Here is a 13203-nt window from a genome sequence, read left to right on the forward strand (position 1 = left end):
TTAACGACCACCTGAACGGGTGACGGCAGTTACACATCGCGGTGGAAGCCGATGCTCCGAGCGGCTGGAGGGAGCAGGTGCGTACCCTGGATGACGTGCGAAACGTCCTCGGCTCGTGGCTGGACGGCCCGAAGAGCGCAATGAACCAGGCGCGTGAACAGGCTACCGAGAACCGGCCCGCGTTCCGCGGTGAGAAGCTCGGGCTGCCCGAATCCGGGCCAGGCTCGGCGGCACCGCTGCGCAAGCGGCTGCTGGCCTTCGTGGTCGACCTGGTGCTCGCCGCGCTGATCACCGCCGCCTTCACCGCACCGGCCTACCCGGGCGACTGGAGCCTGCTGACCTGGCTGATCATCACCGTGGTGCCGGTGTCGTTCTTCGGCGCGACGCCCGGCATGGCCCTGACCAAGATCTGGGTGGCACGCGTGGACGCGCCCAAGATGGTCGGCCCGCTGCGCGCCGTGCTGCGCGGTCTGCTCACCGTGCTGATCATCCCGGCCGTGATCTGGAACTTCGACGGTCGCTCGTGGCACGACCGGATCAGCGGCACCATCGTCCTGCGCCGCTGACGCCCGACGACGAGAGCGGGCCCGGGGACGCGTCCCCGGGCCCGCTCTCGTTCGCTTCGCGTTACTTGGCGCGGCGCATCGCTCGCGACACGTTGCGCATCTTGGCGCCCTGCGGAACCGGGCCCTTGGGCATCGCACTGCCGCGGCTGGCCAGCGCCGACAGGCGGTTCTCGATGTTGTCGATCTGGGCAGGACCGATGTTGCGCGGCAGCTTCATGATCCGCTGCTGCAACTTCGGCAACGGGACCTGGCCCTCCTCGTTGCCCACGATCAGCTCGTAGATCGGGGTCTCGCCGACCAGGCGCGAGACGCGCTTCTTCTCCTGCGAGACCAGGCTCTTGACCCTGCCCGGCGAGCCTTCGCCGACGAGCACGATGCCCGGCCGGCCGATGATCCGGTGCACCGCGTCGAGCTGCTGGGTGCCGGCCACCGCCTGGGAGACGACCCAGCGTCCCCGCAGGTTGTCCAGCGCCCAACCGGCAGCCCCGGGCTGCCCCTCCGCCTTGCGGAACACCGTCGCCTGCACCCGGCGGCCGAAGATGATCACGGCTGCGAGCAGGCCGAACGCGAGGCCCACGGGCAGGAACACCCAGTGCAGACCCCAGATCATGCCCAGCAGGAAGACCACGACGGTCACACCGAGGAACGCCCCGAGCATGAGCGGCAGGAGGAGCTTGTCCTCCCGGCGCTGCATCTTGAACGCCTCGAAGATCTGCTTGACGCGGCCTACCGAAGCCTGACGTCGCTGTTTGGCCGCCTCTTTCTTAGCGGCCTTGTCCTGCTTGGCCATGCCCCTCAGGATACGGCTCTCTTCTCGTTCTCTGTAGGCGCGTCCCTGGTGGCGTGATCGAGATGTGTCCGGTGGGTGGGCCGTAAAGATCAAATACCCTGTGGTCTTCTGCTCGGCGGCGCCGGTGTCTTGGGTGGGGTGAGGAGAAAGCACCTTCGGTGCTTGCCTGACGTGGGCATTTACTGAAGAAGGGGCGCTTCCTGTCGGAAGCGCCCCTTCTTTCGTTTCAGCGGTTGAGGAGGCTGCTGGCTTCTTGGGCTGCTGTACCTGCCTCGGCCAGGTGGGCCATGTTGTCCGGCAGCGGCATGCCTCGGTGGACGGTGGCCTTGGCGAACAGGCGGCCTGCTCGGTAGCTGGAGCGGACCAGCGGGCCGGCCATGACGCCCGGGAAGCCGATCTCCTCGGCGGCCTGGGTGTGCTCGACGAACTCCTCGGGCTTGACCCAGCGGTCCACCGGGTGGTGCCGGGGGCTCGGCCGCAGGTACTGGGTGATCGTGATGATGTCGCAGCCCGCGTCGCGCAGGTCCTGCAGCGCGGGACGGACCTCGTCGGGGGTCTCGCCCATGCCGAGGATCAGGTTCGACTTGGTGACCAGGCCGGCCTCGCGCGCCTTGGTGATCACCTCCAGCGACCGCTCGTAGCGGAAGCCGGGACGGATCCGGCGGAACACGCTGGGCACGGTCTCCAGGTTGTGCGCGAGCACCTCCGGACGGGAGCCGAAGACCTCTTCGAGCTGGTCGGGCTCGGCGTTGAAGTCCGGGATGAGCAGCTCCACGCCGGTGCCCGGGTTGAGGTCGTGGATCTGGCGGACGGTCTCGGCGTACAGCCAGGCCCCGCCGTCGTCCAGGTCGTCTCGGGCGACACCGGTGACCGTGGAGTAGCGCAGGCCCATGGCCTGCACGGACTCGGCGACCTTGCGCGGTTCGGAGGTGTCCAGCGCGGCAGGCTTACCGGTGTCGATCTGGCAGAAGTCGCAGCGACGGGTGCACTGGTCACCACCGATGAGGAAGGTGGCCTCGCGGTCTTCCCAGCACTCGAAGATGTTCGGGCAGCCCGCCTCCTCGCAGACGGTGTGCAAACCCTCGCGCTTGACGAGTCCCTTGAGCTCCTTGTACTCGGGACCCATCCGCGCGCGGGTCTTGATCCACGACGGCTTCTTCTCGATCGGAGTCTGGCTGTTGCGGGCCTCCAACCGCAGCAGCTTGCGACCCTCAGGCGCCACAGTCACGCGCCCAGGCTACGCCCTCCACCCCCGGTGTTGGTCAAGGGAGTCAGGCTGAGCTGGGAAGATTTCCGCAGGTGGTGATGGCTGTCACCCCGGGCTCGGAAGCTGTGCGGAATGCTGCGAGCGCCGGTCCCGAACCGGGCACGCTGCACAGTTCGGGCCGGCACCGGGCTCGCTTCAGAGGCTCGGGATGAGCTTGCGGAGCGGGCGCTGCCGCTCGTCCCGGTTCGTGATCGGGGTCGCGCGCAGGAGTTGGACGAAGGTGCGGCCGACGCGGGCGATCTCGCGCGGTGGCTCGTGCTCCTCCGCGAGGCCGGCGGCGATCGCCAGCAGCCGGTGCTCGCGCGCGGTGGCCTCCGACAGCGCGGGACTGGCGGCGTGGAGGTCCAGCGCGGCGCGCAGGCCCGGGTTCGCGCTCGCGGTGCGGCGCCACGCCATGGTGACCGCCTTGACGCGGTCGTCGTGCGGTCCGTTCTCGGTGTCGATCAGCGCGACCTCGACGCGGCCGGTCAGCTGCTGCATCCACTTGTGGTGCAGCGCGGTGAGCAGCTCGTCGGTGTCGCGGAAGGGGCTGGGCACGGTGTCGAAGGCCGCTGTGAGGTCTCGACGAGCGCTGTCGAGTACCTCGGCCAACGCCTGTTGCCTCTGGTGGAAGTCGTTCCAGCTCATGGCGCTCTCCAGGGGTCGGGGATACCCGAGGTGCAGCGACATACCCTCGGTATGTCGCAGGATCACGGTAGCACGGCGTCGTACCGTCGGTATGCCATAGGCTTGTGAGCATGGCTACAGCACGTCCGCGGCGCGTCGAGTACTCCGAAGCCACCAGGCAGGCGCTGGTGGATTCGGCCGTGGACCTGTTCACCGAGCACGGCTACTCGCAGACCTCGCTCGAAGAGATCGCCAAGCGGGCGCGGGTCACCAAAGGCGCGCTGTACCACCACTTCGGCGGCAAGCAGGCGCTGTTCGAAGCCGCCTTCAGCGCGGTGGAGTCCGGTGTCGTGGCGCGGTTGTCGGAGGTCGTCTCGGATCCGGGCGACCCGTGGGAGGCCACTCGGTCCGGGCTGCGGGCGTTCCTGGAGGTCTGCTTAGAGCCCTCCTACCAGCGCATCGTCGTGCAGGACGGGCCCGCGGTGATGGGCTGGGGCCGCTGGCGGGACGCGGAGGAGGCCTACACCTTCGGCGTGCTGCGCACCGTCGTGTCCAACCTGATCGCCTCCGGTGAGATCGGTGACGAGCTGCCGGTCGACGCGCTGGCGCGGATCATGTTCGGCGCGCTGTCGGCCGGTGCGATCGCGATCGCCGCGTCCTCCTCGCCGATGCAGGAGCGCGCCGACATCGCGGTGTGCATCGAGCGGGTGCTCAACGGTCTGCGCGTGGGCTGACCGCCACGGCGCCTGGTGGTTCGGGCAACTAGCCTCGGAGATCGTGACAGAGAAATTCCAGTTGCGGATCTTCACCGAACCCCAGCAGGGCGCCAGTTACGACGATCTGCTGCGCGTCGCCAAGCACGCCGAGGACACCGGCTACGACGCGTTCTTCCGCTCCGACCACTACTTGAAGATGGGGCCGGTCACCGGCGAGCCCGGCCCGACCGACGCCTGGGTGACCCTGGGCGGCCTCGCGCGCGAGACCAGCAGGTTGCGGCTGGGCACCCTCATGACGGCCGGGACCTTCCGACTCCCCGGCCCGCTGGCGATCTCGGTCGCGCAGGTCGACCAGATGTCCGGCGGACGCGTCGAGTTCGGTCTGGGCAGCGGCTGGTACGAGGAGGAGCACACCGCCTACGGCATCCCGTTCCCGTCGCTGAAGGAGCGGTTCGACCGCTACGCCGAACAGCTGGAGATCATCACCGGTCTGTGGGAGACGCCGGACGGTGAGACGTACTCCTTCGACGGCGAGCACTACCAGCTCACCAACTCCCCGGCGCTGCCCAAGCCCGCTCAGCGACCGCGTCCGCCGGTGCTGATCGGCGGTGCGGGCAAGAAGCGCACCCCGGCGCTGGCGGCCCGGTTCGCCGACGAGTTCAACCTGCCGTTCGTCGACGTCGAGACCGCCGCCGCGCAGTTCGAGCGCGTCGACGCCGCCTGCCAGGCGATCGGCCGGGACAGCGGTGAGATCGTGCGGTCCGCGGCGATGGTGCTGTGCGTCGGCAAGAACGAGGGCGAACTCGCCCAACGCGCCGAGTCCATCGGCCGCGAGGTCGCCGAGCTGCGCGACAACGGCCTGGCGGGCACGCCGGACGAGGTCGTCGACACGATCGGCTCCTGGCGCGAGCGCACCGGCATCACCCGTCTCTACCTGCAGGTCCTCGACCTCGCCGACCTCGATCACCTCGACGTCGTCGCCGACCAGGTCGCCCCGCAGCTGTGACTCCGTCGCGGGTGGCCGGTCGACCCGGTCACCCGCGGCCGTCCCAACCGGACGATCGGGGTCGCCCGGTTCTCCGGCCTCTGTTGGCCTTTTCAGTGGAAACCCGTGGGAGGTCGTGTTGTCGCAGGTGGGAACGGGCTCGTTGGAGCGAGAGCTCGGCGCCGCGTTGCCCGGGAAGGTGCGGACGGACCGGACCGCCTGCGCGGCCTACGCCTCCGATGCGTCGATCTACCGGCGGGTGCCGCTGGCGATCGTCGAGCCGGAGGACGACGCCGACGTCGCCCTGGTGGTGCGGGCGGCGGCCGAGGCCGGGGTCGCGGTGACGGCGCGGGGCGGCGGGACCTCGGTGGCGGGCAACGCCATCGGAACCGGTGTGGTGCTGGACTTCTCGCGGCGGATGGACCGGATCCTGGAGATCGATCCGCGGGCGCACACCGCGCGGGTGCAACCGGGCGTCGTGCTCGACGACCTGCGCGCGGCCGCGGCGGTGCACGGGCTGACCTTCGCGCCCGACCCGTCCACCCACTCCCGCTGCACGATCGGCGGGATGATCGGCAACAACGCCTGCGGCGCGCACTCCGTCGTCTGGGGCACCACGGCCGACAACGTCGTCGAGCTGCGGCTGATCCGCGCCGACGGCAGCGCGCTCACCGCCACCTCGACCGGCAGCGACGACCCGGAGCTGGACGCGAGATTGCGCGAGCTGGTGGGCGAGGACCTCGCACTGCTGCGCACCGAGCTCGGCCGGTTCAACCGGCAGGTCTCCGGCTACGGCCTTCAGCACCTGCTCCCGGAGCGGGGGTTCGACCTGGCCAAGGCCCTGGTCGGCAGCGAGAGCACCTGCGGGATCGTCACCGAGGCGACCGTGCGGCTGGTGCCGACGCCGACCGCACGGGCGCTCGCGGTGATCGGCTTCCCGGACGTCTACCTGGCCGCCGAAGTCGCGCCGGAGCTCGCTGCGGCCGGAGCGATGACGGTCGAGGGGATGGGCGCGGACCTGCTCGCGGCGCTGCGTTCCCGGCCGGGCCGCGAGAGCGCGGGCCAGGCGCTGCCGGACGGTCATGCCTGGCTCTACTGCGAAGCCGGGGCAGACACGCCCGGCGAGGCCGAGCGGCGGGCCGGTGAGCTCGCGCGGTTGGCGACGTCGCGGATCCCGGGGGCGAACTCGGTGGTCGTGACCGATCCGGGCCGGAGCCGGGAGCTGTGGCGGATCCGGGAGTCCGGGGCGGGCATCGTCACGCGCCTGTCCGACGGCGGCGAGGCGTGGCCGGGCTGGGAGGACTCCGCCGTCCCGCCCGAGAGCCTGGCCTCCTACCTGCGAGATCTGTACGCGCTGCTGGATTCCCACGGCCTGCGCGGTGTTCCGTTCGGGCACTTCGGCGAAGGCTGCCTGCACCTGCGGGTCGACTTCCAGCTGGGCACCGAGGACGGTCTGGCCGCCTACAGGTCGTTCATCACCGAAGCCGCTCGCCTGGTCGTCTCGCACGGCGGTTCGGTGTCCGGGGAGCACGGCGACGGGCGTGCGCGCTCGGAACTGCTGCGGCACATGTACTCCCGCCGAGCCCGGGACCGCTTCGCGGAGTTCAAGCGGATCTTCGACCCCGGCGGGGTCCTCAACCCCGAGGTCCTGGTGGATCCGGCGCCCCTCGACGCCGGTGTGCGGCCCGGACCGGGGCATCGCGCGCTGGAGCTCACTCCGGTGCACGCGTTCAGCCGCGATCGGGGTTCGTTCGCCGCCGCCGTCGACCGCTGCGTCGGGGTCGGCGCCTGCCGCAACCTCGACACCGGGAGCATGTGCCCGTCGTTCAAGGTGACCCGCGACGAGGTGCACTCGACCCGGGGGAGGGCCAGGGTGCTGGCCGAGATGCTGCGTGGTGAGTCCGTTGTGGACGGATGGCGGTCCGCCGAAGCGCTGGAGGCGCTGGACCTGTGCTTGTCCTGCAAGGCGTGCGCGAGCGACTGCCCGGTCAACGTCGACATGGCCACCTACAAGGCCGAGTTCCTGCACCACCACTACCGGGGCCGGCCGCGACCGAGGGCGCACTACTCGATGGGCTGGCTGCCGGTGTGGACCCGGCTGATGTCGGCGGTGCCCGGCACGGCGGGCGCGGTGAACCGGCTGCTGGCCGCGCGGCCGGTGTCGCAGCTGGTCGCACGGCTGGGCGGGATCGAGCGGCGGCGGAAGATGATCCGCTTCGCACCGCGATCGCTGGTCCGGCGCCTGCGGCGGCGCGAACCTCGCGGCGGCGAGACCGTGGTGCTGTGGCCGGACACCTTCACCAACCACCTCAGCCCCGAGGTCGGCGAAGCGGCGGTGGAGGTGCTGGAGGCGCTGGGATACCGGGTCGTGCTGCCGGAGGGATTCGTGTGCTGCGGCCTGACCTGGCACTCCACCGGGCAGCTTGGCACGGCTCGGAAGGTCCTGGCCCGCTCGCTGAAGACCCTCGCGCCCCACTTGGCGGCAGGGCGCGCGGTGATCGGGCTCGAACCGTCCTGCACCGTGATGCTGCGCGACGAGGCCACCGAGCTGCTGCCCGGAGACCCCCGGGCGAAGCGCCTGGCCGCTCAGACCAGGACGTTCGGCGAGTTCGTCGCCGCGCACGACGGTCCGCTGCCGTTCGGGCGGCTCGACGTCGAGGCGATCGCCCAGGTCCACTGCCACCAGGAGGCGAAGGGGAGCTGGGAACCGGACCGGGAACTGCTCGAACGCCTCGGTGTCGAACCCGACGTCATCTCCGCCGGATGCTGCGGCCTCGCGGGCAACTTCGGTTTCGAACCCGGGCACTGGGAGGTCTCCCAGGCTTGCGCGGAGCGCGAGCTCTACCCCAAGGTCCGCGAGGCCGGTGCGGACGTGCTCGTGCTGGCCGACGGCTTCTCCTGCCGCACCCAGATCGACCAGGGGACTTCCCGCCGGGCGACCCACCTCGCCGAGGTGCTGCGCGGGGCTCTCCGGAGCGGCTGACCGCGGTTCGACGGGATCAGCGGAGCTGGCCGGCGACGTCGGAGGCCGCCGCGAGCATGACGAGCGCCGGGATCGCGGCCTTCGGCCGGAGCCGGTAGGAGCCGCGCTTGTCCTGCTCCACGAGGTTCGTCGCGGTAAGGGACTTGAGGTGGTGGTAGAGCCGACCGGTCGAACCCAGCTCGGCGGCTTCCTGGAGGGCGGTGGCGGGCTGCGGGCCCTGGGTGGCCAGCAACCGGACGATCGCCGCGCGGGCCGGGTGGCCGAGGGCCGCGAGGACGTCGGTGCGCGGCCCGTCGGGCAGTTCGAGCACCCGAGCGGGATCGACCTGGACGCTCCAGTCCAGCTCGGCGGGCTCGGCCAGGTGGCCCTCGTAGCGCAGGTGGCCGCCGCTGGGCTCGGCGGCGGCCGGTTCCGAACCGGTGGAGCGCTCGGACTCCAGGGCGGCCACGCGGGCTTCGAGGGCTTCGACGCGCTGTTGCAAGTCCACGCGACGAGCTTGCCTCAGCCGCCCAGCGCCGCCATCAGCCGGTCCCGCCAACGCGGGTCCTCGACGGCCAGCAGCAGCGGCAGTCCTGGGTTTCCGGTGCTCAGCTGCTCGGCGCTGATGTCGCCGTGCGCCAGCAGCGCACCCCAGCCCAGCGATCCGTCCGTCCTGCGCACCGAGATTCCGCTGGTCAGCACGCCGGGAAGGCTGCCGCCCTTGAGTCCGACACCGGCCACGCCCGGTGGTGGCGAGCCCGCCAGCGGGCGTTCCAGGTGCTCGCGCGCCAGACCGCCTCCGGAGCTGAGCGCGCTGTGCACGGCGGCCAGCCTCGCCGCGGAACCCGCCGCCGTGGTCGAGGCCCACGAGACCTGCTCCGGGTATCGGGGAAGGCCGGACTGCAGGCGTCGCAGCACTTCCTGACGCAGCGCCGGATCGTCGCGGTGCCGCCGCTCCAGCGCGAAACCCCAGGTCCGGCGTGCGGCGACCGGAAGTCCGGCGGGTGGTGCGGTTTCCGGCAGGACGAGGAACAGGTACTCCGCGCACAGCGATCGCACGTCCGCGTCCGGCCAGCCGCGCACCGCGGCGGCTCGGATGACCGCGTCCGCGCCGAGGCGGTCGCGCAGCAGGTCCGGCGCGGCGCTGTCGCTGAAGAGGATCATCACCGCGACCACGTCGTCCAGCGCCACCCGGTGCTCGGGATCGGCCGCGTGGAGCCCGGTTTCGCCGGTGGGAACGCCGAGGTGGCGCAGGCTCGCCGCGTGCGCGCCTCCGTCGGTGGGCACGTAGTAGCGCTCCCAGTCACCGACCCGCACGAGCTCGCGAGGGTCCAGCCTGCCGGTCTCGACGGCGTCGGCGTAGGCGGCCAGGTGCAGGACCTTGACGGCCGAGGCCAGCGGCTGCGCGGAATCGGCGCGGTGGGCCAGGTGGGTTCCGCGGCCGTCGTCGAGCACGAGGCCCAGGCCGTTCCGGTGGGCGGCGATCCAGCTCAACCAGCCTTCGGGCGTGGCCAGGTCGGGCGGGGCCGCGAGGGCGGGGCGGGTCAGCAGCAGGGGAGCCGTGGCTCCGGCCGCGACGAGCAGGCTCCGACGGGACAGCGACATGCCACTCCTCTAGTATTCCGTATTTCCGGAATACTAGAGGAGTGGAGTCGTCGTTGTCAGCGGAGGCTGGGATCCAGCGCCAGCGTGACGCCCGCAGCAGCGGGCTGGTGGCGGGGGATGTTGCGCTCGGCGAGTTCCAACCGGCCGTCCAGCGCGTCCTGCACCGCCTGCTCGACCAGCGGATACGCCTCGTCGACCGGGACGTCGCGGCCGAGCTCGTCCGACAGCGACGTCGTCCCCGCATCGGCGATGCCGCAGGGCACGATGCGGTCGAACTCGCGCAGGTCGGCGTTGCAGTTGAGCTCCAGGCCGTGCATCGTCACACCGCGCTGCACGCGGATGCCGATGGCGGCGATCTTGCGCTCCGGGCGTCCGTCGACCGCGGGCAGCCACACGCCGCTGCGGCCCTCCACCCGACCGGCGTCGAGGCCGAACTGGTCGCACACGTGGATCAGCGCCTGCTCCAGGCGGCGCACGTAGTCCACGACGTCGATCGGGTCGGACAGCAGCACGATCGGATAGCCGACGATCTGGCCCGGGCCGTGCCAGGTGATCTTGCCGCCGCGGTCCACGTCGATGACCGGCGTGCCGTCCGAGGGGCGGTCCTCCGGCTGCGTCCGCTTGCCCGCGGTGTAGACCGACGGATGTTCCAGCAACAGCAGGGTGTCGGGGTTCTGGCCCTCGACCCGGCCGCTGGCCAGCTCGCGCTGCAGATCCCAGGCGTCCAGGTAATCGATGGTTCCCAGGTGCCGCACGGCCATCGGCTCGGACGACTCGCGACACGAAGAATTGGCACGACTCACGGCGCCAGGCTACGCCCTCTGAACAGGTCGGCAGCCGAAGGTCGGTTACCTCCCGGTAGCCGCGGCCAGCGCCGCTCCGAGCGTCGGGTGCTGGAAGGTGAAGCCGTGGGCCTCCAACACCGTCGGCATCGCCCGCTGCCCGGTCAGCGCGGTGTCGGCGAGCTCGCCCATGGCGATCCGCAGGGCGAAGCCGGGCACGATCCACGGAGCCGGACGGCCCAGCGCCTCGCCGAGCGAGCGGGTGAACTGGGCGTTGGTCACCGGTGCCGGGCCGGTGAGGTTCACCGGCCCCGAGACGTCCGGGTTCTCCAGCACGAACCGGATCGCGGCGATCTCGTCGTCCAGCGAGATCCAGGGCATGTACTGGGTTCCCGAACCGAGCCTGCCACCGAGCATCAGCGAGAACAGCGGCCGGAGCTGCCCGAGCAGACCGCCGGAGGGCGAGATCACCAGTCCGCTGCGCAGCAGCACCACCCGGGCACCGGCATCGGCGGCGGGCGCCGTCGCCGCCTCCCACCTGCGGCACAGCGAGGCCAGGAAGTCCGTGCCCGGCGGGGAGGTCTCGGTGACCGGGTGCGAACCGGTGTCGCCGTAGAAACCGACCGCCGAAGCGTTGGCCAGGACCGGGACGCCGGCCGCCGCGACCGCCTCCGCGATCACCTCGGTGGAGCGCACCCTGGCCTGCAGCAGGTGGCGCTTGCGCTCCGGGCTCCAGCGCTTGTCGCCGATGCCCGGACCGCTCAGGTTCACCACCGCGTCCGCGCCCTCCAACGCCTCGGCGTCCAGCTTCCCGGAGTCGGGGTCCCAACTCCGCTCGTCCGGAGCGGCGGGCGTTCGGCGGACCAGCCGCACCACCTCGTGCTCAGCTTGGCGGAGCCCGGCCACCAATGACGTACCGATCAGCCCTGACGATCCGGCGACGACGACGCGCATGCCCGGCATCGTCTCGCACCGGTGGTCCCCGCGCGAACCTTTCCGGTGCGAAAGAAGCGACCGCCCACCGGAACCGGTGAGCGGTCGCTTCTGCTCGTTTCAGGTGTGGGGCTCAGCCCGCACCGTTGAGCGAGGTGAGCACCAACCCTCGTCAGAGGCCGAGGTCGGCCTCGAAAGCTCCCTCTTCGAGACGCTGCTTGAGCGTGGTGAGGAACCGGGCGGCGTCGGCGCCGTCGACCAGGCGGTGGTCGTAGGACAGCGCCAGGTAGACCATCGAGCGGATGGCGATCGTGTCGCCGCCGTTCTCGTCGGCCACCACGACCGGGCGCTTGACGACGGTGCCGGTGCCCAGCATGCCCACCTGCGGCGGGTTGAGGATCGGCGTGTCGAACAGCGCGCCCCGGCTGCCGGTGTTGGTGATGGTGAAGGTGCCACCGGAGAGCTCGTCGGGCTTGATCTTGTTGTTGCGGGTCCGCGCCGCCAGGTCGGCGATCTTGCGGGCCAGCCCGCCGAGGTTGAGGTCCCCGGCGTCGTGGATCACCGGCGAGACCAGGCCGCGCTCGGTGTCCACGGCGATCGCGAGGTGCTCGGCGCCGTGGTAGGTCACCGAGGAGTTCTCCTCGTCGATCGAGGCGTTGAGCTTCGGGTGCAGCTTCAGCGCCTCGGCCGCGGCCTTGGCGAAGAACGGCAGGAACGAGAGCTTGACGCCCTCGGACGCCTCGAAGCCGCCCTTGGCGCGGTCGCGCAGCCGGGCGATCCGCGTGACGTCGACCTCGATCACCGTGGTCAGCTGAGCCGCGGTCTGCAGCGACTCGACCATGCGGCGGGCCAGCAGCTGCCGCAGGCGCGACATCTTCTGCGTGGTGCCGCGCAGCGCCTTGGCCTCGTCCGACGGCTCGACCGCGGTGACCGGGGCGGAGCTCGTCGCCGCGGCGGCCGGAGCAGCCGGGGCGGCCGGAGCGGTCTGGGCCGGGGCCTGCTTGGCGTCGATCGCGGCCTGGACGTCCTGCTTGCGGATGCGACCGCCGACGCCGCTGCCCTTGATCGAGGTCAGGTCGATGCCGTGCTCGTTGGCCAGCTTGCGCACCAGCGGGGTCACGTACGGAGCGCCACCGTTGTTCGCTGGCGCCTCTTCCTCCTGCGCCGGAGCGGCCGGGGCCGCAGCGGGAGCCGCCGGGGCCGCAGGCGCCGGGGCGGCCGGAGCCGGAGCAGCGGCGGCCGGAGCGGCGGGAGCGGTCGGGGGTTCCGGCGCGGGCTCGGGAGCCGAGGCGGCGGGCGCGGCGGCACCGGCGGCGCCGATCACGGCCAGCTTGGCGCCGACCTCGACGGTGTCGTCCTCGCCGGCGCTGATCTCCAGCAGCGTGCCGGCCACCGGCGACGGGATCTCGGTGTCGACCTTGTCGGTGGAGACCTCCAGCAGCGGCTCGTCGACCTCGACCGACTCGCCGATCTGCTTGAGCCACCGGGTGATCGTGCCTTCGGAGACGCTCTCGCCCAGCGCGGGCATGGTGACGTCGGTGCCCTGCCCACCACCGGCCGGGGCGGCCGGCGCGGCCGGGGCCGGAGCGGACTCGGCCGCCGGAGCGGCGGGAGCCTCGGCGGCGGGAGCGGGCTCAGGCTCGGGCTCCGGCTCGGCGGCCGGAGCCGCGGCCGGGGCGGCGGACGCCTCGCCGCCGTCGCCGATGACGGCGAGCTCGCCGCCGATCTCAACGGTGTCGTCCTCCTGGGCGACGATGCGCTGCAGCACACCGGCGGCCGGGGACGGGATTTCGGTGTCGACCTTGTCGGTGGAGACCTCCAGCAGGGGTTCGTCGACCTCGACGGTCTCGCCCTCCTGCTTGAGCCACCGGGTGATCGTGCCCTCGGCGACGCTCTCGCCGAGCGCCGGCATCTGAACGGAGAAGGCCATCGGTTGCTGACTCCTCGTGGGTGTGGCGGGGTGCGGCTGTCTTTTCGCTGCTGCTGCGTGC

At 71.6% G+C, this 13203-nt stretch carries 12 protein-coding genes; 4 read left to right on the plus strand and 8 right to left on the minus strand.

The features are described from left to right. Positions 1-95 precede the first annotated feature (95 nt). Complete coding sequence (locus AB0J78_RS18475) at positions 96-566, plus strand: RDD family protein (protein WP_363790499.1); 471 nt, start codon at positions 96-98, stop codon at positions 564-566. Between the two features lie 61 nt (positions 567-627). On the opposite strand, the gene AB0J78_RS18480 is transcribed toward AB0J78_RS18475, so the two are convergent. The 3 genes from AB0J78_RS18480 to AB0J78_RS18490 all read right to left on the minus strand — a co-directional run bounded on the left by AB0J78_RS18480 (position 628) and on the right by AB0J78_RS18490 (position 3250). After that, positions 628-1356, minus strand: coding sequence for a DUF4191 domain-containing protein (locus tag AB0J78_RS18480; RefSeq protein ID WP_363790501.1), 729 nt, complete (start codon positions 1354-1356; stop codon positions 628-630). 226 nt (positions 1357-1582) lie between these two features. Next, positions 1583-2584 (minus strand): lipoyl synthase, encoded by a 1002-nt coding sequence (gene lipA, locus AB0J78_RS18485; RefSeq protein ID WP_363790503.1) that lies wholly within the window; start codon positions 2582-2584, stop codon positions 1583-1585. A gap of 174 nt (positions 2585-2758) precedes the next feature. After that, positions 2759-3250, minus strand: coding sequence for a hypothetical protein (locus tag AB0J78_RS18490; protein ID WP_363790505.1), 492 nt, complete (start codon positions 3248-3250; stop codon positions 2759-2761). Between the two features lie 110 nt (positions 3251-3360). On the opposite strand from AB0J78_RS18490, the gene AB0J78_RS18495 reads away from it, so the two are divergent. The 3 genes from AB0J78_RS18495 to AB0J78_RS18505 all read left to right on the plus strand — a co-directional run bounded on the left by AB0J78_RS18495 (position 3361) and on the right by AB0J78_RS18505 (position 7913). Beyond that, on the plus strand, positions 3361-3963 hold the full coding sequence (locus AB0J78_RS18495; protein ID WP_363790507.1) for a TetR/AcrR family transcriptional regulator: 603 nt from the start codon (positions 3361-3363) through the stop codon (positions 3961-3963). Positions 3964-4006: 43 nt separating this feature from the next. Next, on the plus strand, positions 4007-4951 hold the full coding sequence (locus AB0J78_RS18500) for an LLM class F420-dependent oxidoreductase (protein WP_363790509.1): 945 nt from the start codon (positions 4007-4009) through the stop codon (positions 4949-4951). A 127-nt stretch (positions 4952-5078) separates the two neighbouring features. Continuing rightward, positions 5079-7913, plus strand: a complete 2835-nt coding sequence (locus AB0J78_RS18505; protein WP_363791099.1) for an FAD-binding and (Fe-S)-binding domain-containing protein — start codon at positions 5079-5081, stop codon at positions 7911-7913. A 16-nt stretch (positions 7914-7929) separates the two neighbouring features. Here AB0J78_RS18505 and AB0J78_RS18510 read toward each other — a convergent pair whose 3' ends face one another. From AB0J78_RS18510 to sucB, 5 genes are all read right to left on the minus strand, one after another. Then, positions 7930-8400 carry a winged helix-turn-helix domain-containing protein gene (locus AB0J78_RS18510; RefSeq protein ID WP_363790511.1) on the minus strand — a complete coding sequence of 157 codons (471 nt, stop codon included), beginning with the start codon at positions 8398-8400 and terminating at the stop codon, positions 7930-7932. Between the two features lie 14 nt (positions 8401-8414). After that, positions 8415-9497 (minus strand): serine hydrolase, encoded by a 1083-nt coding sequence (locus AB0J78_RS18515; RefSeq protein WP_363790513.1) that lies wholly within the window; start codon positions 9495-9497, stop codon positions 8415-8417. 56 nt (positions 9498-9553) lie between these two features. After that, positions 9554-10300, minus strand: a complete 747-nt coding sequence (gene lipB, locus AB0J78_RS18520; RefSeq protein WP_363790515.1) for a lipoyl(octanoyl) transferase LipB — start codon at positions 10298-10300, stop codon at positions 9554-9556. Positions 10301-10345: 45 nt separating this feature from the next. After that, the gene (locus AB0J78_RS18525) at positions 10346-11233 is read right to left on the minus strand and encodes a TIGR01777 family oxidoreductase (RefSeq protein ID WP_363790517.1); all 888 of its coding nucleotides are present in this window, start codon (positions 11231-11233) and stop codon (positions 10346-10348) included. Positions 11234-11384: 151 nt separating this feature from the next. Beyond that, positions 11385-13142, minus strand: coding sequence for a 2-oxoglutarate dehydrogenase, E2 component, dihydrolipoamide succinyltransferase (sucB, locus tag AB0J78_RS18530; RefSeq protein WP_363790519.1), 1758 nt, complete (start codon positions 13140-13142; stop codon positions 11385-11387). Positions 13143-13203: the final 61 nt, after the last annotated feature.

This window comes from Saccharopolyspora sp. NPDC049426, from assembly GCF_040676935.1.
Taxonomy (GTDB): Bacteria; Actinomycetota; Actinomycetes; order Mycobacteriales; family Pseudonocardiaceae; genus Saccharopolyspora.

Coding starts and splice junctions, on each gene's coding strand:
- AB0J78_RS18480 (WP_363790501.1), bottom strand. CDS start 1,356: ATGGCCAAGCAGGACAAGGCCGCTAAGAAAGAGGCGGCCAAACAGCGA.
- AB0J78_RS18490 (WP_363790505.1), bottom strand. CDS start 3,250: ATGAGCTGGAACGACTTCCACCAGAGGCAACAGGCGTTGGCCGAGGTA.
- AB0J78_RS18495 (WP_363790507.1), top strand. CDS start 3,361: ATGGCTACAGCACGTCCGCGGCGCGTCGAGTACTCCGAAGCCACCAGG.
- AB0J78_RS18515 (WP_363790513.1), bottom strand. CDS start 9,497: ATGTCGCTGTCCCGTCGGAGCCTGCTCGTCGCGGCCGGAGCCACGGCT.
- AB0J78_RS18525 (WP_363790517.1), bottom strand. CDS start 11,233: ATGCGCGTCGTCGTCGCCGGATCGTCAGGGCTGATCGGTACGTCATTG.
- sucB (WP_363790519.1), bottom strand. CDS start 13,142: ATGGCCTTCTCCGTTCAGATGCCGGCGCTCGGCGAGAGCGTCGCCGAG.